The organism is Serratia sp. HMSC15F11, assembly GCF_001808215.1.
GTDB classification, from domain to species: domain Bacteria; phylum Pseudomonadota; class Gammaproteobacteria; order Enterobacterales; family Enterobacteriaceae; genus Serratia; species Serratia nevei.
In genome coordinates, this window is record NZ_KV792479.1 from 15,451 (window position 1) to 35,843 (window position 20,393).

General features: G+C 63.9%; 13 protein-coding genes. 12 read left to right on the forward strand and 1 reads right to left on the reverse strand.

The genetic code is table 11. From position 1 onward, the window contains the following. Positions 1–77 precede the first annotated feature (77 nt). Together HMPREF3138_RS16725 and HMPREF3138_RS16730 are read left to right on the forward strand one after the other, a co-directional pair. Positions 78–2,987 carry a condensation domain-containing protein gene (locus HMPREF3138_RS16725; RefSeq protein WP_038879332.1) on the forward strand — a complete coding sequence of 970 codons (2,910 nt, stop codon included), beginning with the start codon at positions 78–80 and terminating at the stop codon, positions 2,985–2,987. Between the two features lie 47 nt (positions 2,988–3,034). Then, positions 3,035–4,267 (forward strand): YncE family protein, encoded by a 1,233-nt coding sequence (locus HMPREF3138_RS16730; RefSeq protein WP_038879328.1) that lies wholly within the window; start codon positions 3,035–3,037, stop codon positions 4,265–4,267. A 219-nt stretch (positions 4,268–4,486) separates the two neighbouring features. On the opposite strand, the gene HMPREF3138_RS16735 is transcribed toward HMPREF3138_RS16730, so the two are convergent. Beyond that, positions 4,487–6,769, reverse strand: a complete 2,283-nt coding sequence (locus tag HMPREF3138_RS16735; RefSeq protein ID WP_038879326.1) for a TonB-dependent siderophore receptor — start codon at positions 6,767–6,769, stop codon at positions 4,487–4,489. Positions 6,770–7,053: 284 nt separating this feature from the next. Between HMPREF3138_RS16735 and fes the strand changes: the two genes are divergently transcribed. The 10 genes from fes to HMPREF3138_RS16785 all read left to right on the forward strand — a co-directional run bounded on the left by fes (position 7,054) and on the right by HMPREF3138_RS16785 (position 20,349). Continuing rightward, entirely contained in the window at positions 7,054–8,433 is a 1,380-nt protein-coding gene (gene fes / locus HMPREF3138_RS16740; RefSeq protein ID WP_168166348.1) for an enterochelin esterase, read from the forward strand. Continuing rightward, on the forward strand, positions 8,408–8,614 hold the full coding sequence (locus HMPREF3138_RS16745; RefSeq protein ID WP_038879323.1) for an MbtH family protein: 207 nt from the start codon (positions 8,408–8,410) through the stop codon (positions 8,612–8,614). Before fes ends, HMPREF3138_RS16745 begins: the two co-directional genes overlap by 26 nt. A gap of 32 nt (positions 8,615–8,646) precedes the next feature. After that, positions 8,647–12,591, forward strand: coding sequence for an enterobactin synthase subunit F (locus HMPREF3138_RS16750; RefSeq protein WP_038879320.1), 3,945 nt, complete (start codon positions 8,647–8,649; stop codon positions 12,589–12,591). Positions 12,592–12,768: 177 nt separating this feature from the next. After that, entirely contained in the window at positions 12,769–14,025 is a 1,257-nt protein-coding gene (entS, locus tag HMPREF3138_RS16755) for an enterobactin transporter EntS (protein WP_038879317.1), read from the forward strand. Positions 14,026–14,237: 212 nt separating this feature from the next. Continuing rightward, positions 14,238–15,443, forward strand: coding sequence for an isochorismate synthase (locus HMPREF3138_RS16760; RefSeq protein ID WP_038879314.1), 1,206 nt, complete (start codon positions 14,238–14,240; stop codon positions 15,441–15,443). Positions 15,444–15,450: 7 nt separating this feature from the next. Then, a complete protein-coding gene (locus HMPREF3138_RS16765) occupies positions 15,451–17,079 on the forward strand; it encodes a (2,3-dihydroxybenzoyl)adenylate synthase (protein ID WP_038879311.1) in 1,629 nt (542 codons plus the stop codon). 3 nt (positions 17,080–17,082) lie between these two features. Further along, positions 17,083–17,943 carry an isochorismatase gene (locus HMPREF3138_RS16770; RefSeq protein WP_038879309.1) on the forward strand — a complete coding sequence of 287 codons (861 nt, stop codon included), beginning with the start codon at positions 17,083–17,085 and terminating at the stop codon, positions 17,941–17,943. Positions 17,944–18,048: 105 nt separating this feature from the next. Then, on the forward strand, positions 18,049–19,068 hold the full coding sequence (locus tag HMPREF3138_RS16775) for a 7-bladed beta-propeller protein YncE (protein ID WP_369916763.1): 1,020 nt from the start codon (positions 18,049–18,051) through the stop codon (positions 19,066–19,068). A 121-nt stretch (positions 19,069–19,189) separates the two neighbouring features. Next, positions 19,190–19,810 (forward strand): DUF2238 domain-containing protein, encoded by a 621-nt coding sequence (locus HMPREF3138_RS16780; protein WP_038879304.1) that lies wholly within the window; start codon positions 19,190–19,192, stop codon positions 19,808–19,810. A 158-nt stretch (positions 19,811–19,968) separates the two neighbouring features. Beyond that, the gene (locus HMPREF3138_RS16785) at positions 19,969–20,349 is read left to right on the forward strand and encodes a hypothetical protein (RefSeq protein WP_038879301.1); all 381 of its coding nucleotides are present in this window, start codon (positions 19,969–19,971) and stop codon (positions 20,347–20,349) included. Positions 20,350–20,393: the final 44 nt, after the last annotated feature.

Consider the following 20,393-nt stretch of genomic DNA (forward strand, 5'->3'; position numbering starts at 1 on the left):
GCTATCGCGATGACGGGGGACGAATGTCCCCCGTTTTATGCGCTATCCCGGCACGGCCGGGCAAAGGAGATAACGCAGTGATCGGTGATTTTGACAGCATTCTGAGCGATGAAGAGGCCCAGCGGCTGGAGAGCGCGTTTCTGGCGCTGGGCGCGACGTCAGCGAACGGCGAACGGCCGGTGAGCGAAGCCGAAGAGCGGGCATGGTTTGCCCATCTGCAGCAGGGTGACGCACGCGGGCAGCGGGCGCTGGCCTGGCGCCTGACGGGAAAGGTGAATGTTGCCCAACTGACGGCGGCGCTGCAGGCGCTGGTGCGGGAAACGCCGGGCGTGGACGTGCGCTACGTTTTTGAGGACGAAAACGGTCTGGTGAAACGCCCCGCCGGCTCGGCGCCGTTGCCGGTGAGCCTTCGTCAGGTGGCGGACGAACAACACGCCATGGGTTGCCTGCTGCAGGCGCAGGCAACGCCGTTTGAACTGGAAAGCGAAGCGCCGCTGCGCTGCCTGCTGTTGCTCACGCCGGGCGATGCCGTGATTTTGGGCGTGGTCTTGCATGACATCCTGGCGGAAACGCTGCCGTGGCGCCACCTGCCGGCGATGCTGTCCGCTCGTTACAACGGGGATGCGATGCCTCTGTCTTTCGCGGTGGCGCCGGTCGAGCTGGCGGAAACCTCGGAGCCGCAGCTGCCGTGGGTGCGCCAGGCGGTCTCGCTGCAGGATTACCGCAGCCCGGCGCAGCGCGCTGAAGCCTTGCCGCCGGTGGGCTCGCGCGTGGTCACGCGCATTGCTCGCTCGCTGTTGCCCGCCAACGACACGCCGCGGGCCTTGCTGGCGGCGGTGGCGGCACGGTTTGCCGAGTTCGTCGCCGCGCAGGCCGGCGGCCAAGCGGTGCAGCTGTGCGTGCCGGCCGCAGAAACGGCGGAGTTCGTCGGCCTGGAGCTTGGCCTGACGGCGCCGCCGCTGATGCGCCTGACCGTGCAGCATGGCGAGAGCGATGTCGGGCAGCGGCTGCTGGCGCAGGCCGTGGCTGAACAGCCGGACCCGCAACGGGCGCAGCTGCTGGTGGCCTGGCGCGACGATCTGGCCGCAGAGTGGCGGCTGGAAGGCGTTCACACCGAACGCCTGTTGCTGCCGCCGCTGCATACGCTGTTTGAACTGGCGCTGCTGCTGGGCTTGCCGGAGGCAGAAACGCTGACGCTCGAGCTGGTCACCGACCCGCGCCTGTCTCCCCATGTGGCGCCTTTCCTGCTGGAGCAGTTCAGCGCGTTCCTGGCCGGGCAGCGGATTGCCGTCGCCTTGCCGGCGGCTGAGGCCGCTTCCCCGGCGATGGCCGCGCCGGCGGCGAACGGCGACGCGGACGAAAGCGTTGCACCGCTGATTTTGCAGGAGTTCCGTGAGGCGCTGGTGGCGCCGGAAATGACCCTGGATGAAGACTTCTTCGATCGCGGCGGCCATTCGCTGGTCGCTACCCGGGTGATCGGTCGCTTGCTGAGCCTGCATCAGATCGAAATCAACATTAACGATCTGTTCAGCCATCCGACGGCGCGCGGGTTGGCGGGCTACGCCAAACGCCTGAACGTCGCGCAGCCGAATGCCGCGGTGGCCACCGCCGACGACCATGATCGCGCGCAGGCGCCGCTGTCGCTGGCGCAGGAATCGCTGTGGAAGGTGTATGAAGCCTTTGGCCATGACGAGATTTTCAACCTGCCGTTCTCTCTGCGCTTCTTCGATGCGGTGGATGAAACGGCGCTGCGTCAGGCGTTTATCGACGTCATGACTCGCCATACCGTGCTGCGTTCACGCTTCGTCGAGCAGCAGGGCGAGGTGGTGCAGGTGGTGGTGCCGGCCGCCGAACTGTCGGACTACCAATGGTTCCGCTTCTCTCAGGAAACGCCGGCGGGCAACGCCGCCGCCCTGTTGGCCGATGCCGGCCAGCACCGGTTCGATCTGGCCGCCGAGCTGCCGCTGCGCGTCACGCTGCTGCGCGATGCGGACAACGGCCAACAGCTGCTGTCGCTGCTGTTCCACCATGTGGTGCTGGATGAATGGTCGCTCAACCTGATGATGGATGAGCTGGGCGTCGCCTATCGCCATCGCGTCGTCGGCCAGGCGCCGCAGTGGAGCGGGCAACCGCCGCAGTTCCACACTTTCGCCCGGCAGCAGCGGGCCTCCGGGGTGCAGCAGCAACATCTGGACTACTGGCTCGACGCGCTGCGCGGCGCGCCGGTCGGCCAGCCGATCTTCCGGCAAGAAGCGTCCACCCACCCGGCGGTGCCGGCACCGGCGGACGTCAACGGCGGCTGGCTGGAGTTCGAGGTCGATCCCGCCGTGGCGGAAGGCCTGTATCAGCTCGCCCGCCGCAACAACGCTTCGCTGTTCAACGTGGTGTATGCCGGGATTACCTCGGCGCTGCGCCTGCTCGGCGGCCCGGCGGATCTGCTGGTGGGCACCTCGACCTCCGGCCGTAACGACGCCGAGTTCTTCGATACCGTCGGCTACTTCACCACCGTAGTGGTGCACCGCGTGCGCTTCGACGAGGGGCTGACGGTGGCCGGGTTGGTCAGCCAGGTGAAAAACACCATCAACGGCTCGCTGCCGTACACCGATATTCCGATCGATCTGGTGGAGGAAGGGCTGTTCGGCGTGGACGCCGACCGCAAGAACCACATGTTTGAAGTGTTTATCCAGATCCACAGCCGCATCAAGCTGAACGGCGAGTTCCGGCTGCAGGACGGCAGCGCGATCGCCTACCGTCAGGTGGAGCCGGAGAAAGCCGAATCGCTGCTCGGCCTGCAGTTTGAGGTGATGGAAGACGATCTGGCCGGGAAGAAATCCCTGCGGGTGATGATGACCTACCGCCAGGACCACTACAGCCGGGAGCAGGCCCATCTGATCGCCGACGGCGTTCAGCACGTCTTTACCCAGTTTGCGCAGCACATCGCTGGCGATATCGCTCTGGCGGCGCTGCCGCCCGGGCCGCAGGCATGACGTTGTTTCACTCTAACCGAAAGCATGATTTTCAAGGAGATAAAAGGATGTCTGGAACCCTAGCAACCCCGCGCGCGTTACTGTCGCTGCTGGTGGCGGCCTCTCTGGTGGTCGCCGGCGCCGCGCAGGCGGACGATGTCGGCATCAAACCGCAGGACATCAAGCGCGAGGCGCTGTCATCGACGGTGGTGGAGATGGCCTACAGCACCTCGCAACAGGCGCTGTTCGTCAGCGCGCCGGACTGGAAGGAAGAGGCGCGCTCCCGCGTGCTGCGGCTGGATCCCAACACCCTGGCGATCAAGGCAGAGATCCCGCTGCAGGTGAAAGGCTTCGGCGTGGCGCTGAACGACGCGGGCAATCGCCTGTACCTGACGCAGGCTTTCAACGGCGAAGTCGGGGTGGTGGACACCACCACCAACCACGCGCTGGGCAGCATCAAGCTGCTGGACAAAGCGGTGCTGGAGCAGGCTTACAAGCAGGCGGGCATCAGCGGCAAGCGTCTGGATTTCCTGTTGGCGGAGCTGAAGAAGTTTAAAATCACCGAGGACTATCTGTACCGCCTCCGCGAGATCAAATATGACGCGCAAAGCGGCCGCCTGTTCCTGCCGGGTCTGGGCTTCGGCGTCGACAGCGTGCTGTACGTGGTCGATACCAAGGCCGGCAAGCTGGAGAAAGTGATCCCGGGCTTTGGCTACAACGCGGTGGGCATCACGCTGGATGAGAAGGGCCGCCGGGTGTTCGTCTCCAACATGCAGGGGCAGGTGATCACCCTGAACGCCGACACGCTGGCCATCACCGCTACGCACGAGGTGCAGGCCGATCAACTGCTGAATCTGGTGTATGACCCGGCGAGCAATCGCCTGCTGGGCGTCGATCAGGGCATCGATCGCGACGACTACCGCAACCATCATCTGGGGCACGACTACGTGAAGCGCAGCAGCGGTCACCGGGTGTTTGCGCTGGATGCGGACAGCGGCAAGGTGCTGGCCAGCGAGCTGACGGATGAGGTGCCGATCGGCCTGCTGCTCGATGAGCGCAGCCAGCGGCTGTATGTCGCCAACCGCAAAGGCGTGCGCGTGGATCACGGCGCCGGGACGCTGACGGTGTTCGACGCCAAGACGCTCAAGCGCCTGCAAACCGTAGACCTGCCGCCGCACCCTAACAGCCTGGCGTTGGATCCGAAAGGCGACGCGCTGTTCGTGACGGTGAAAAACGACGGTGCCTCCACCAAGGCCGGCAAGCCGGAAAGCGTGGTGCGCATTCAGCTGCATACCAACTAACTGAATATAAATATAAAAAAGGGCGCCTCGGCGCCCTTTCTAGTGGCTGACAAAGGAGGAAAAAGCGTGGTTTTTCCTCCTTTGTGGTTATCAGCCGAAAATCAATGAATTGATTTTCCTTGTTTTCTATCTGTCGCCTAATGAAAGCCCGGCAACGTCATCCGCTTTGTCATTTACCTCAAGGGGTGCTGAGCACCCCTTTGTCGTTGGGTCATGTCATCAGAAGTGGGTGTTGATGCTCATGTAGTAGGTACGGCCCGGTTCGTTGTAGGTGGCCGCGCCCGCGCCGGCGATGTTGATCGCGCCGGTAATCGGGTCGCCCACGTTCTGCGCGTTACCGGCGCGGAACTGGCGTTTGTCGAACAGGTTATCGATGCCGGCGGTGACGCTGACGTTTTTGGTCAGGTCATAGGTCGCGCTGGCGCCGACGACGGCATAAGGGCTGACCTCGCGGGTTTCGCCGCCGGTGGCCGGTTTACCCTGGTAGTTGTACTTCTTCGGCTTCTGACGGCCGTACCAGGTCAGGGTGGACTGCATCGACAGATCCTGCGTAGCCTGCCAGCTGAGGGTCGAGTTGACGGTGAACTTCGGGATCACCGACAGGTAATCGCCGGTGGTCTTGTTCTTGTTCTCGATCATGTAGGTGGCGTTGTTGCTCCAGGTGACGGTCTCGCTGACCGGTACGTTCAACGAGCCTTCCAGCCCCTGCACCACCGCTTTCGGTACGTTCTCCCACTGGTAGACCGCCGTACCGGTGCTGCTGGTGGCGATGCGCGAGTTACCCGCTTCAATCTTGTTGTGGTAATCGTTGCGGAAGTAGGTTACGCCGGCCAGCCAGCCTTCGTTATGGAACTCCAGCCCGATCTCTTTGTTGACGCTGGTTTCCGCCTTCAGATCGTCGTTACCGAGCAGGTAGCAGCCGTTTCTGACATCGCTGCCTGCACACCCTTGGCCTTTGCTGTACAGCAGGTAGTTGCCGTTGGTCTGGTACAGGGTCGGTGCCTTGTAAGAACGCGCGATACCCATTTTCAGCGTGAAGTAGTCGCCCAGCTCCTGCGACAGGTTTAGCGCCGGGCTCCAGTTGTTACCGGATTCTGAATGCAGATCGTAACGCAGGCCCGGCGTCAGCATGGTGGTGTCGGTCAGCTCAATGTTGTCTTCGGCGAACAGCGAGAAGATATGCGCGGAAGCGTAAGGGCTGCGCGTGCCGTTGCCCATGCCGGGAATAGTGCCGCCCATCAGCGTTTGGCTGGTGGACGTGCCGTCTTTCATCCGCTGTTGGGTCCACTCGGTACCCAGGGTGGCGGTCTGTGAAACGCCCAGCTCAAACGGCACGCTGACTTCGCTGTGCGCCAGGAAGTCGTCCAGCTTGGTGGTGCCGAAACCGGTATTTTTGGTGTCGAAGATGCCTTCGGTGCCGCCGGCCAGGCCTTCGTTCAGGCGGGTATTGCGGGTGCGCTCGAACTGCACGTAGTTGTTGGTGCTCACGCCGTTGTCCCAGGCGCCGCGGTGGGTCAGGCCGAAGGTTTCACGGTAGATGCGGTTGGTCTCTTTGCCGTAGTTGCTCTGCACCAGGGCATTGGTGTTGGTGTTCTGGGTATCGCCGGAATACAGGTTGCCCTGACGCCCATAGGCATACTCGAACTCCAATGACTGCAGATGGGCGAAGTCCCAGTGCAGCAGGGCGTCGATGTTTTTATCGACCACCCCCTCTCGCCCGGCGGGCAGGCTGTTGGCGTAGGCGCCTACGCGTTCGGATTTATGTGATTCGTTAATGTCCCAGGCGTCGGCCTGCGTTTTGCTGTAACCGCCGAACAGGCGGAAGCTCAGGGAATCGCTCAGCGGGCCGGACAGGCTGAAGTCGGTGCGCTTGGTGGCGCCCTCCTGCTTGTGTTGCGGCACGTTGAAGTAGCCGTTCAGCGAGCCGTGCAGCGCATCGCCGGCCTTCTTGGTGATGATGTTGACCACGCCGCCCGCGGCGCCGTTGCCGTAGCGCGCGGCGGCAGGGCCGCGCAGCACTTCGATGCGTTCGATCATTTCCGGCGGTACCCAGGCGGTATCGCCGCGCGAGTCGCGCTCGCCGCGCCAGCCCTGACGCACCGAGTTGCGGCTGGAGGCCGGTTTGCCGTCGATCAGAATCAGGGTGTTTTCCGGGCCCATGCCGCGGATATCGATCTGGCGATTGTTGCCGCGCTGGCCGCTGGTGGAGTTACCGGTCAGGTTAACCCCGGGCATGGTGCGGATCAGTTCGCTGATGTCGCGCGCCGGCGGGCGTTTTTTGATCTCTTCGGCGGTGATGGTGGATACCCCCGGCGCCTGCAGGTTCTGCCGGGCGGCGGTCACGACGATGGTGTCTTCGCCGCGCGGCTTTTTATCCGTGGTGCCGCTGTTTTCTTCCGTGGTGGGGGTGTCGGTCTGCTGTGCGGCGTTGGCGAACGCGGTCGCGCCCAATCCCAAGCCGATAAGAGTGGCTAAAGAATAACGTGATAGCTTGCTTTTCATCTGAGTGTCCTACCTTGCTGCCATCCCTCGCCGAACGGGGGGAAGGGCGGTTGTAGTTTTTGTGTAGTCGGAAATAGAAAATCGGCTGCGGCAAGGGATGCCATTGATGTATCCCCGATCCCTGTCCGTTGCGCGCAATACCAGCACGATCTCCAAGCCTTACACACTATTGCAAATGCAAATTATTATCAATAGTATTTGGCGTACAGTGCGTTCGGGCGGTGGCCGGCGATAGGGAAAGGTCGATGTTCCCGGTGCCGCCAACTACAAAATGGGTAGGCGTTGTGAATACAGAACTACAGTCAGAAAGCAGCAGATTATTGGCCAGCAGCAATGCGGGCAGTCCAGGGTGGTGGTTGACGGTGGCACGACGCGGTACGCCATGGGTAGAACCGGCGGGTAACGGCCGCTGGCGAACCACCTTTTTCTGGCGCGATCCTCAGGGATGCGAATTGACCTCCGCCTACCGTCGCGTGTGGATCAACATCAACTGCCTGACCGACCATCATCAGCCGAATCCGCCGCAAAGCCTGCAGCGTTTGGCCGGCACCGACGTGTGGTACTGGCAGACCGAGCTGAGCGGCGCCTGGCGCGGCAGCTACTGCTTTATCCCTTGCTTTGACGAGCGGCCGCCGGCGTTCAGCGGCGACGATGCGCACGCCAACATGCACAACCTGCGCCACTGGTGGCACCAGGTGTTCGCCAGCGCCACCCCCGATCTGCTCAACCCGTATCGCTCCTGGCAAAGCGCCAGCGGCCACAGCGTCTCCGGTCTGCATATGCCGGATGCGCCACCGCAGCCGGTATGGCGCTCGTTCGACGAGTACGAGATCGCCAGCGGGCGCTGTACGCCACCGCTGCCGGCGCGTTTGCAGCGCCATACCTGGCAAAGCGAGCGCCTGGGCAACAGCCGCGACGTCTGGATCTACACCACCGGCGACAGCAAGCCGGCCGAGCGTCCGTTGGCTATCCTGCTCGACGGCCAGTTCTGGGCGAAGCAGATGCCGGTTTGGGAGCCGCTGATGCAGCTGACCCGCGAAGGGGCATTGCCGGAAGCGGTGTATGTGCTGATCGATATTATCGATCTGCCGCACCGGTCGCGCGAACTGACCTGTAAGGACGACTTCTGGCTGGCGGTGCAGGAAGAACTGATGCCGCAGCTGGCCGACTGGGCGCCGCACAGCGGCAAACCGGCCGATACGGTGGTGGCGGGGCAAAGCTTTGGCGGCCTGGCTTCCCTGTATGCCGGGCTGCGCTGGCCGCAGCGCTTCGGCGCGGTGATCGCTCAGTCCGGTTCCTACTGGTGGCCGCGGCGCGACATGCTGCAGCTGCCGAGCATTCCCGACGATGCCTGTTGGCTGATGCAGCAGGTGGAACGGCACGGCCTGGGCAACCACGGCGCGCTGAAGGTATTTATGGAAGCCGGTTCGCAGGAAAAGCTGGTGCACCGGGTCAGCGGCGAAATGGCGGCGCGCCTGAGCGACGCCGGCCATCGGGTGCACTACCGGGTGGTGGAAGGCGGGCACGACGCGCTGTGCTGGCGCAGCGGCCTGACCGACGGGCTGCAGGCGGTCTGGGCTTCCGCTTTCGCCACCGCTTATCCGGCATCGGCGACGGCAACGGCACGAGGAACACATGATGGAAAGCCTGAATCCGTTCGATGATCCACAGCAGCGCAGCCTGGTGCTGCGCAACGTACAACAACAATACAGTTTGTGGCCGGATTTCCGCGCCATTCCGTCCGAGTGGACGATCGTCTTCGGCCCGGCGGCGCGCAACGCGTGCGCCGAGTGGCTGGAACAGCATTGGCAAGACATTCTGCCGGTCGCAGCACGCGAGGCGTGACCGGCGCCAGGTAATCACGGGAGCAATAAGCAGTGTCACACACCCCTAACTCTCTCAGCGGCCCGGCGCTTGCGGGCGAATGGCCGCTGGTCGCGGCGCAACCCGGCATCTGGGTCGCCGATCAAATTTCCCCGCATCGCAATGCCTACGCGGTGGCCCACGCCATCGAACTCAACGGCCCCGTCGCCGTGGAACTCTTGCTGCAGGCCATCCTCCAGGGCTTGGGCGAGGTGGACATGCTGCGCCTGCGTTTTGCGGAACGCGACGGCGTGCCGGTGCAATGGTGGGATAACACGCTGGCGGTGCACGAGCCGGAACTTGTCGATCTGACGACGTCGCCGGACCCCGAAGCCGCTGCGCGCGCGCTGATGGACATCGATCTGGCGAGCGATTTGCGCGCCGGCAGCGGCGCGCCGCTGTATCGCCATGTGGTGATGCGCCTCGCGGATGACCGCTGGTTTTGGTATCAGCGCTATCACCATCTGCTGGTGGACGGTTTCAGCTTCACCGCCATCGCTCGCCGCGTGGCAGCGATATACACCCATCTTTGCCGCGGCGACGCGCTGGAACCGACGCCTTTCACGGCGTTCAGCGACGTGGTGGCGGAATACCAGGCTTACCGGGAGGTGCCGGCCTGGCAGCGCGACGCCGATTTCTGGCTCGAAAAAGCGCGGCAGCTGCCGCCGCCGGCCACGCTCTGCCCGCAGCCGCTGGCCGGGCAAACCCCCACGCCGCGCATCCATCGATTGGAACAGCGCTGCGATCCGCAGGCCTTCGCCGAACTGGTGCAGTGCGGCGCGCAGCAGAAGCTGAACGCCGCCGATATGGCGGTGGCGCTGCTGGCGTTGTGGGTATCGCGCCTGAGCGGCCAACCGAGCTTCAGCGCCGGTTTTATCTTCATGCGCCGTACCGGATCGGCCGCCCTGTGCGCCGCCGGCCCGGTGATCAACGTGCTGCCGATGGAAATGCACCTTGAGCCGCAGGCCACGCTGTATGAGGCCGCCGCCCGCATCAGCCGCGAGCTGAAAACGGTGCGCCGCCATCAGCGCTACGACGCCGAACAGGTGCAGCGCGATCTGGGGCGCATCGGCGACGGCGAACCGCTGTACGGCACGGTCTTCAACTTCAAAATGTTCGATTACCAGCTGGATTTCGCCGGTATCGAAGGCATCACCCACGATCTGGCCTCCGGGCCGGTGCGCGATCTGGAGATTGCGCTGTTTATCGACGAACACCATCAGCTGAAGGTGGAGCTGCTGGCCAACGCCGAGCGTTACAGCCGCCAGGAACTGCAGGCGCACCTGCAGCGGCTGCCGCTGCTGCTGGCGCAGTTCGCCGCGCAGGCAGCGTTGCCGATCGGCGAAGCCGATATGCTGACCGCCGACGATCACGCGCTGCTGGCGCGGGTCAACGACACGGCGCACCCGGTACCGGCGACCACGCTGAGCCAGCTGCTGGCGCAGCAGGCGCAAACCACGCCGGACGCGCCGGCGCTGGCGGATGCGCATTTCAGCTTCACCTACCGCGAAACGCGCGAGCAGGTTACGGCGCTGGCGCGCGAGCTGGTGGCGCTGGGCGTGCGGCCGGGCGACATCGTGGCGGTGGCGCTGCCGCGTTCGGTGTTCCTGTCGCTGGCGTTGATGGCGATCGTGGAAGCGGGCGCCGCCTATCTGCCGTTGGACACCGGTTATCCGGACGAGCGGCTGGCGATGATGCTGGAAGACGCCGCGCCGCGGCTGGTCATCACCAACCCGGCGCAGCAGGCGCGTTTCGCCGACAAGGGCGAAATCTTGCTGTATGACGCGCCGCTGGCGGCAGATCACGCCGCCGGGGTGGCGATCGCGGGCCCGACGCCGGACCATGCGGCCTATATCATCTTTACCTCCGGCTCCACTGGGCGCCCGAAAGGCGTGCTGGTCGGCCATCAGGCGATCGTCAACCGCTTGCTGTGGATGCAGCACCAGTATCCGCTGGGGGCGGACGACGCGGTGCTGCAGAAAACGCCGTGCAGTTTCGACGTCTCGGTGTGGGAATTCTTCTGGCCGCTGATGGTGGGCGCCCGGCTGGTGATGGCGCCGCCGGAGGCGCATCGCGACCCGCAGCAGCTGCAACAGCTGATCGCACAACATCGCATTACCACGCTGCACTTCGTGCCGTCGATGCTGGCGGCTTTCGTGGCCGCCCTGGACGACGACGCGGCGGTGGCGAGCTGCGCCGCGCTGCGCCAGGTGTTCTGCAGCGGCGAAGCGCTGCCGGCGGAGCTGTGCCGCCTGTGGCAAAGCCGCACGGCGGTGCCGTTGCACAACCTCTACGGCCCGACCGAAGCGGCGGTGGACGTGACCTGGCATCCGGCCTACGGCGAGGCGCTGGCGAAGGTGACCGGCGCCAACGTGCCGATCGGTCTGCCGGTATGGAATACCGGGCTGCGCATTCTTGACGCGCGCCTGCGGCCGGTGCCGCCGGGCGTGGCGGGCGATCTGTATCTGACCGGCGTGCAGCTGGCGCACGGCTACCTTGGCCGACCGGATCTGACCGCCAGCCGCTTTGTCGCCGATCCGTTCGGCGAGGGCGGGCGCATGTACCGCACCGGCGACGTGGCGCGCTGGCTGCCGGACGGCGCGGTGGAATATTTGGGCCGCAGCGACGATCAGCTGAAGATCCGCGGGCAGCGTATCGAGCTGAGCGAAATCGACCATGCCTTGCTGTCGCTGCCGGGCGTGCGCCAGGCGGTGACGCACGCGCTGGTGCTGCAGGGCACGCCGGTGGATGCCGGCGGCGATGCGCGCCAGCTGGTGGGCTATCTGGTGATGCAGCCTGGCGCGAACTGGGATGCGGAAGCCCTGCGCGCGGCGCTGGCCGACCGTCTGCCGCCGCACATGGTGCCGGTGGCGCTGGTGGAAATGAGTGATTTGCCGCTGAGCGCCAACGGCAAGCTGGATCGCAAGGCCTTGCCGCAGCCGCAGGGCGGTGAACGCAAGGCAGGACGGCCGCCGCAGGCCGGGCTGGAAAGCGAGATCGCGGAGGTGTTCGCCCGCTTGCTGCAGCGTGAGCAGGTGTTCGCCGACGACGATTTCTTCGCGCTCGGCGGCCATTCGCTGCTGGCGATGCGGCTGGCGGCGGAGCTGCGTCGCGATCTGGGCAAGGCGGTGTCCGTCGGCCAGGTGATGGTGGCGTCGCGCGTTGAGCAGTTGGCTGCCTTGCTGGCGGAAGATCGCACGCAGGAAGAGGCCGATCGCAGCGGCTTCGACAGCGTATTGCCGCTGCGCGTCACCGAGGGGCCGACGCTGTTCTGTCTGCATCCGGCGTCCGGTTTCTCCTGGCAGTTCAGCGTATTGCCGCGCTATCTCGATCAGCACTGGTCGCTGGTCGGCATTCAGTCGCCTCGGCCGGACGGCCCGCTGGCGCTGAGCGAAGATATGGATCAGGTGGTGGATGCCCACCTGCAGACGGTGTTGCAGGTACAGCCGCACGGGCCGTACCACTTCATCGGCTACTCGCTGGGCGGCACGCTGGCGCAGGGCATCGCCGCCCGGCTGCAGGCGCGCGGCGAGCAGGTGGCGTTCCTCGGCCTGCTGGATACCTATCCGCCGGAGACCCAAAACTGGGACGTGATGCTGGACGACAACGTGTTGAAGGAAGTGCAGCGCGAGCGCGAGCAGTTCCTGGCGGTGTCGCAGGATACGCTCGATCCGGCGCTGGGCGAGACGCGCACGGCGATGTTCGACAACATCGAAGCCAACTACGCCGATTCGGTGCGGTTGCTGTCGCACACGCGTACCGCCCGCTTCCGCGGCCAGGCGACGCTGTTCGTCGCCAAACGCACGCTGCAGGAAGGGATGGACGTGCAGCAGACCTGGTCGCAGTACGTCGATGCGCTGCAGGCGCACGAGCTGGACTGCGCGCATGTCGATATCGTTTCGCCGGCGTCGTTCAAAGTGCTGGGGCCGCTGCTGAACCGGATCTTGCGCACGCTGTAATCGCGCCCGTCATCTCGCCGCCAGGCACGGGGAATTACCCCGCGTGTGGCGGCGTTTCTTGCGGTTGCTCACAGTTGAATATCAATGAGTTTTATTATCATTATTGATTTCGTCATTTGTGCTAGCATAGCGCCCCGCAACTGCAGAATCCCCGTTTAACGATGTGGTGAACAACCGATGAGTAGCAAACCCTCCATCCTGCTTGATTTTAGCCTGCTGAAAACCAACCGGGCTTTCCGCGCGGTATTCTGCGCGCGCTTTATCTCCATTGTGGCGCTGGGGCTGATGGCGATCGCCATCCCGGTGCAGATCCAGGCGCTGACCGGTTCCACCCTGCAGGTCGGGCTGGCGGTGACGCTGGCCGGCGGCGGCATGTTCGCCGGGCTGCTGATGGGCGGCGTATTGGCCGATCGCTATGAGCGGCGCCGGCTGATCCTGTTCGCGCGTTCCACCTGCGGCGTCGGCTTCGTCGGCCTGTGCCTCAACGCCCTGTTGCCGTCGCCTTCGCTGGCGGCCATTTATCTGCTGGCGGTGTGGGACGGCTTCTTCGGCGCGGTGGGGGTGACGGCGCTGCTGGCGGCCACGCCGGCGCTGGTGGGCCGCGAAAACATCGTGCAGGCGGGCGCCATCAGCATGCTGACGGTGCGCTTCGGCTCGATTCTTTCCCCGGCGATTGGCGGCCTGGTGATTGCCCATATGGGCATTGCCTGGAACTACGGCCTGGCGGCGTTTGGCACCCTGTTGACGCTGCTGCCGCTGCTGAGCCTGCCGCAGCTGATGCCGCCGCCGCAGCCGCGTGAACACCCGCTGCGCGCGCTGGCGGGCGGCTTCGCCTTCCTGTTCCAGAACAAGGTGATCGGCATGGTGGCGCTGATCGGCGCGCTGCTGACCATGGCCAGCGCGGTGCGCGTGCTGTACCCGGCGATGGCGGCAAGCTGGCACATCGACGCTGCCCACCTCGGTTATATGTACGCCGCCGTGCCGCTCGGCGCGGCCATCGGTGCGTTCACCAGCGGGCGCGTGGCGCACGTGGCGCGCCCCGGCTGGGTGATGCTGCTGACGGCGATCGCGGCGTTCGCCGCCATTGGCCTGTTCGGCCTGATGCCGTGGTACAGCCTGGCGTTGCTGTGCCTGGTGGCGTTCGGCTACCTGAGCGCGCTGAACTCGCTGCTGCAATACGGCCTGATCCAGAGCCTGACGCCGGACAACTTCCTCGGCCGCATCAACGGCCTGTGGACGGCGCAGAACGTGGTGGGCGATGCGCTGGGCGCATTGCTGCTGGGGGCGATGGGCGCCTTCATGCTGCCGGCGATGAGCGCCAGCGGTTTCGGCTTCGGCGCGGCGGTGCTTGGCATCCTGTTGCTGTTCGCCATGACCGGTTTGCGCCAGGTCACGCTGCACAAACCGGAGCCACAGCCCGCCACAGAAAAGTAGTCGAACGCGTTAAGACAACGCTGTGGGATCAAATAGCAATGCTTATCATCGGCATGCGTAAAACCCACAGCGTTTATGTCATGATTTCGAAATGAAAGAAGTGCTTACGTTTATTGACATAGCAAATATCGGCGAGTAATTTAGCGCGGAATCAACTCAAATGATAATCATTATTATATTGGTTATCACTTCAAATTCTTGAGGGCGAAGCGATGGTTACTGCCGTGAACGACATCAATCGAAAGGAAATGCAGGAGCGCGAAGAACACCGGTTCGCCGCTGATTTTTCTCCGGCGTCGGGCTTCTTCTTTACCTCTCCTTTCCGCAGCTTGACCACCACCGGTTGTTTCAGCCGCATTCGCCTGCCGGCCGCAGACGGCGCCGACCTGAACGGCGAGTTCCAGCGCAGCGTACGGCGGGCGTTTGCCGAGGCCCGTCAGGCCGGCATCAAAAAACCGCTGCTGTGCGGCGCCATCCCGTTCGATACCCGGCAGCCTTCGGCGCTGTTTATTCCGCAGCAGAGCCGCTGGTTCGATCGCGCCGCCTTTATGGCCGGCGTTCGGCCGGCGGCGAACTGCCCTGAACTGGCCGGCGTGACGGAGCTGCCGCCGCAGCAGCCGTTTATGAAGATGGTCAGCGACGCCGTCGACGCGATGAAGGCCGGTGAGCTGGATAAAGTGGTCTTGTCACGCCTGCTGGAGATCGAAACGCGCCAGCCGGTGGATCGCCATGCGCTGATGGCGCGTGTGATTGCCCAGAACCCGCACGGTTTCCATTTCCATGTGCCGCTGGAGCAGGGCGCGCTGTTGGGCGCCAGCCCGGAGCTGCTGCTGCGCCAGGACGGCGGCCGTTTCTATTCCAATCCGCTGGCCGGTTCCGCCCGGCGCGAGGCCGACCCGCAGCGCGATCGCGAAGTGGGAGAGCGGCTGATGGCCTCGGCGAAGGATCGCCACGAGCATCGCATCGTCACCGAAAGCATGCGTGACGTGCTGGCCGGCCGCTGTCGCTACCTGAACGTGCCGCACACCCCTGAATTGTTGACCACCACGACGCTGTGGCATCTCTCTACACCGATCGACGGCGAGGCGGCGTCTCCAGACGAAAATGCCCTGTCGCTGGCCTGCTTGCTGCACCCGACGCCGGCGCTGTGCGGCATGCCGACGGCCGAGGCGCACGCCCTGATCGGCAAGCTGGAGCCGTTCGATCGCGGCCTGTTCGGCGGCATCGTCGGCTGGTGCGACGATGAAGGCAACGGCGAGTGGGTCGTGACTATCCGCTGCGGCACCGTTGACGGCAACCGGGTGCGGCTGTTCGCCGGCGCCGGCATCGTGGAAGACTCTTCACCCGAATCTGAATGGCATGAAACAGGCACCAAACTCAGCACCATTCTGCGTGCCTTTGGTATGAATCAAGGATAACGACAAGATGAGCATTGCCTTTACCCCCTGGCCGGCGGAGTTCGCCAGCCGCTATCGCGAACGCGGCTACTGGACTGACAAGCCGCTGACCGAGATCCTCGACCGCCAGGCCAACAACGACGCCCCGGCGATTATCGACGCCCAGGGCAGCCTGACCTACCGCGAGCTGCAGCAGCGTTCCGATCGCCTGGCGGCCGCTCTGCTGCGCCGCGGCGTGAAATCCGGCGACACCGCGTTGGTCCAGCTGGGCAACGTGGCGGAGTTCTATATCGTGTTCTTCGCGCTGCTGAAAATTGGCGTGGCGCCGGTCAACGCGCTGTTCAGCCATCAGCGCAGCGAGCTGAACGCCTATGCCGAGCAGATCAAACCGGCGCTGCTGATCGCCGATCGCCAGCACGGGCTGTTTGCCGACGATCAATTCCTGAACGCCTTCCGCGATGCGCATCCTTCGCTGCGGGTCGTGGCGCTGCGCAGCCAGCCCGAGGGCGAGCTGGCGCTGGCCGCCTGGCTGGACGAAGCGAGCGACGGTTTCGTCGCGCAGCCTTCCGTGGCCGATCAGGTGGCGTTCTTCCAGCTTTCCGGCGGCAGCACCGGTACACCGAAGCTGATCCCGCGCACCCACAATGATTACTACTACAGCATTCGCCGCAGCGTGGAGATCTGCCGTTTCGACGCGCAGACCCGCTATCTGTGCGCGTTGCCGGTGGCGCACAACTACCCGATGAGTTCGCCGGGCGTACTGGGCGTGTTTTATGGCGCCGGGCTGGTGGTGTTCGCCGCCGATCCGGACGCCGGGCAGTGCTTCCGCCTGATCGAACAGCACCAAATCAACGTGACGGCGCTGGTGCCGCCGGCGGTCACGCTGTGGCTGCAGGCGATCGAAGAGTGGGGCGGCAATGCCCAACTCGCCAGCCTGAAATTGCTGCAGGTGGGCGGCGCCAAGCTGGGCGAAACGCTGGCGGCGCGCATTCAGAACGAAATCGGCTGCCAACTGCAGCAGGTGTTCGGCATGGCGGAAGGGCTGGTGAACTACACCCGGCTGGACGACGACGAACGCCACATCCTGACGACGCAAGGGCGGCCGATGTCGCCGGACGACGAAGTGTGGGTGGCGGATGACGACGGCAATCCGTTGCCGGCGGGCGAGGTCGGGCGGTTGATGACGCGCGGGCCTTATACCTTCCGCGGTTACTACCAGAGCCCGGCGCACAACGCCGACGCCTTCGACGCCGACGGTTTCTACTGCTCCGGCGATCTGATCAGCATCAGCGAAGACGGCTACATCACCGTGCAGGGGCGGCAGAAAGATCAGATCAACCGCGGCGGAGAGAAGATCGCCGCCGAGGAGATCGAGAACCTGCTGCTGCGTCATCCGGACGTGATCAACACCGCGCTGGTGTCGATGCCGGACGCGCTGATGGGGGAGAAGAGCTGCGCCTATATCATCGCCAACGCGCCGCTGAAGCCGGTGGTGCTGCGTCGCCACCTGCGCGAGCAGGGCGTGGCGGATTTCAAACTGCCGGATCGCTTTATTCAGGTGGACAGCCTGCCGCTGACCCCGGTCGGCAAAGTGGACAAAAAACGGCTGCGCCAGCAGCTCGACGCGCAACTACAGACTCAGGCTCAGGGAGATTAATCGATGGCCATTCCAAAACTTAATGATTACGCGCTGCCGACGGCGGACGAACTGCCGCAAAATAAAGTCACCTGGCAGGTAGAACCGCAGCGCGCCGCGCTGCTGATCCACGACATGCAGCAGTATTTCCTCAATTTCTGGGGCGAAGACAGCGCGCTGATTAAACAGGTGGTGGAGAACATCGCCAACCTGCGCCGCTACTGCAAACAGCAGGACATTCCGGTGTTCTATACCGCGCAGCCGAACCAGCAGAGCGATGAAGATCGCGCGCTGTTGAACGACATGTGGGGGCCGGGTCTGAACAAACACCCCGAGCAGCAGGCGGTGACTGCCGCGCTGGCGCCGGACGAAGACGACACGGTGCTGGTGAAATGGCGCTACAGCGCCTTCCACCGCTCGCCGCTGCAGGAGATCCTGCAGGAGTCCGGCCGCGATCAGCTGATTATCTGCGGCGTGTATGCGCACATCGGCTGCCTGACCACCGCCATCGACGCCTTCATGCGCAACATCCAGCCGTTCATGGTGGCCGACGGCCTGGCGGACTTCTCGCGCGACGAACACCTGATGGCGCTGCGTTACACCGCCGGCCGCTGCGGCCGGGTGGTGACCACCGCGTCTCTGTTGCCGGCTGCCGGTATCGCCAGCATCGATGCGCTGCGTCAGCAGATCCTGCCGCTGCTTGACGAAGACAGCGAAGACATGGGCAACGATGAGAACCTGATCGATTACGGTCTGGATTCGGTGCGCATCATGGAGCTGGCGACCCGCTGGCGCAAGATCCGCGGCGACATCGACTTTATCGCGCTGGCGCGCAACCCGACCATCGACAGCTGGTGGGCGCTGCTTTCCGAAGAGAAAGCCTGATTTTAATAACGAGAGAGGGCGGCCGAGTGGCCGCCCCGTTGGCTCTATAAGGAGATTTTGATGAATACTTTGATCACCAAGGGAAAACGTGCGGCATTCCCGCTGATGCTGCTGTCCACGCTGCTGTTCTCCAATACGCTGCTGGCGCAGACCGCGCCGGAAGTGCTGCGCAAGCCGGTTGGCAAGGGCGCCTATGAAATGGCCTACAGCCCGAGCGAGAACGCGCTCTACCTGGCGACGTCGCAGAGCCGCAAGCTGGACAAGGGCGGCATCGTTTACCGTCTGGATCCGACCACGCTGGACGTGACCCAAATTATCCATAACGACATCAAACCGTTCGGCGCCGCCGTCAACGCCAAGACCGGCACGCTGTTCTTCGGTAACACCGTCAATAACTCGGTGACCGCCATCGACGCCAAGACCGGCGACGTGAAAGGCCGCCTGGTGCTGGACGCGCGCAAGCGTTCCGAGACCGTCAAGCCGCTGGCGCCGCGCGAACTGGTGGCGGATGCCGACAGCGATACCCTGTACATCACCGGGCTGGGTGAATCCAGCGTGGTGTGGGTGGTGGACGGCAAGGATCTGACCCTGCGCGCCACCGTGACCGACACCGGCAAATACGGCACCGGCCTGGCGCTGGACGCCGCCGCCAAGCGCCTGTACGTCACCAACGCCGACGGCGAGCTGGTGACCATCGACACCCAATCCAACAAGGTGCTGTCGCGCAAGAAGCTGGATGAGTCCAAAGAGCACTTCTTCCTGAACATCAGCCTGGATACCGCTACCCATCGCGCGTTCATCACCGATTCCAAGCAGCCGCAGGTGCTGGTGGTGGATACCCGCAACGGCAACATCCTGAGCAAGATCGACGTGCCGGAATCGCTGGCGGTGCTGTTCAACCCGGCGCGCAATGAAGTTTACGTCACCCATCGCCAGGCGGGCGAAGTGAGCGTAATCGACGCCAAGAGCTACAAGGTACTGAACACCATCAAGACGCCGACCCACCCGAACAGCCTGGCGCTGTCGCCGGACGGCCAGACGCTGTACGTCAGCGTCAAGCAGGCTTCCAGCCGCGAGAAAGAAGCCACCGCGCCGGACGACGTGATCCGCGTAGCGCTGAAGTAATCCCGCGCAGGATAAGCGCACACCGAACAGGCGAAGCGGCGACGCTCCGCCTGTTTTTTTTCGCCCCAGGATCTGCGGTATAAAGAGTGCATTGATCCGTTAATCTGAAGGAACGTTGGTTATGCCCGCCTCGCGCACCCCGCTGTTGTTGTCCATTATCACCCTGCTGCTGCTGGCCGCGCTGATCCACAGCGCCATCCGCCCTTACGATCGCACCACCTGGCTGATGGAGGTGGCGCCGGTTTTGATCGCCTTGCCGCTGCTGTGGCTGACCCATCGCCGTTATCCGCTGACGCCGCTGCTCTATACGCTGATTTTCTTCCATGCGCTGATCCTGATTTTCGGCGGCATGTACAGCTACGCCCGCGTGCCGCTGGGTTTTGAGGTGCAGCAGTGGCTGGATCTTGGCCGCAACCCGTACGACAAACTGGGGCATTTCTTCCAGGGGCTGGTGCCGGCGCTGGTGGCGCGCGAGATCCTGCTGCGCGGCGGCTATGTGCAGGGCCGCAAGATGCTGGGCTTTGTGGTGTGCTGCATCGCGCTGGCCATCAGTGCCGTGTATGAGCTGATCGAATGGTGGGCGGCGCTGGCGCTGGGCCAGGGCGCCGACGAGTTTCTCGGCACCCAGGGCGACCCGTGGGATACCCAGTCCGACATGTTCTGCGCCTTGCTCGGCGCGCTATGTGGCTTGCTGCTGTTCGCCGGCTGGCAAGACCGGCAAATTCGCCGCCTGCGCCGATAAACTTTGGCAACAAAGGCGTGGCTGACGGGAGCCGCATTTAATCGCGTTTACCGCCGGTTCAGCGTATTTGTGCTATATCATGGGTTCGGAACGGCTGTTTGAATGCGAGACTGAGTTTGATCACTACCCCCCTATCCCGAAAAGAGTATGCAGTATGGATGTCGTTAACGATAGGGCTCAGCTTTACGTGGCTAAATCTTTTGGATCTCTATAACAACGACACGTTGTTCTTTCAGAAGTTAACGATTTCCGTCATCAATAACACCTCGTTCGCCGACGTTATCGCCTCTTACCTGAGGCTGATTCTGTATCTTCCTTTCGGGTTGTTGGCGATCGTGCTGACGCTGTTGTTTTGCGCCCAGCGGCTATGCGATACCCGGCTCTTCGTGCTCGCCTGGCCTATTTCTCTGGCGGTCTTCTTGGTCTTTTGGTTTGTTAACGTCGCTTTCCCCGGGCATCTCAATCTGGTGTTGGCCGCTAAATCTTGCGTACTGGCAGTGATTGGGCTGGTTCCGCCGAGGAAACGAGAGCGCGAATAATCGAACGCAGTGCGATGGAGAGTCCGTACTCCAGAAAGCGAAAA

What these genes read in the sequence shown, in the direction of transcription:
- HMPREF3138_RS16730 (WP_038879328.1), top strand. Translation starts at nt 3,035, where the DNA reads ATGTCTGGAACCCTAGCAACCCCGCGCGCGTTACTGTCGCTGCTGGTG.
- HMPREF3138_RS16735 (WP_038879326.1), bottom strand. Translation starts at nt 6,769, where the DNA reads ATGAAAAGCAAGCTATCACGTTATTCTTTAGCCACTCTTATCGGCTTG.
- HMPREF3138_RS16745 (WP_038879323.1), top strand. Translation starts at nt 8,408, where the DNA reads ATGGAAAGCCTGAATCCGTTCGATGATCCACAGCAGCGCAGCCTGGTG.
- entS (WP_038879317.1), top strand. Translation starts at nt 12,769, where the DNA reads ATGAGTAGCAAACCCTCCATCCTGCTTGATTTTAGCCTGCTGAAAACC.
- HMPREF3138_RS16760 (WP_038879314.1), top strand. Translation starts at nt 14,238, where the DNA reads ATGGTTACTGCCGTGAACGACATCAATCGAAAGGAAATGCAGGAGCGC.
- HMPREF3138_RS16765 (WP_038879311.1), top strand. Translation starts at nt 15,451, where the DNA reads ATGAGCATTGCCTTTACCCCCTGGCCGGCGGAGTTCGCCAGCCGCTAT.
- HMPREF3138_RS16770 (WP_038879309.1), top strand. Translation starts at nt 17,083, where the DNA reads ATGGCCATTCCAAAACTTAATGATTACGCGCTGCCGACGGCGGACGAA.
- HMPREF3138_RS16775 (WP_369916763.1), top strand. Translation starts at nt 18,049, where the DNA reads ATGCTGCTGTCCACGCTGCTGTTCTCCAATACGCTGCTGGCGCAGACC.
- HMPREF3138_RS16780 (WP_038879304.1), top strand. Translation starts at nt 19,190, where the DNA reads ATGCCCGCCTCGCGCACCCCGCTGTTGTTGTCCATTATCACCCTGCTG.
- HMPREF3138_RS16785 (WP_038879301.1), top strand. Translation starts at nt 19,969, where the DNA reads ATGTCGTTAACGATAGGGCTCAGCTTTACGTGGCTAAATCTTTTGGAT.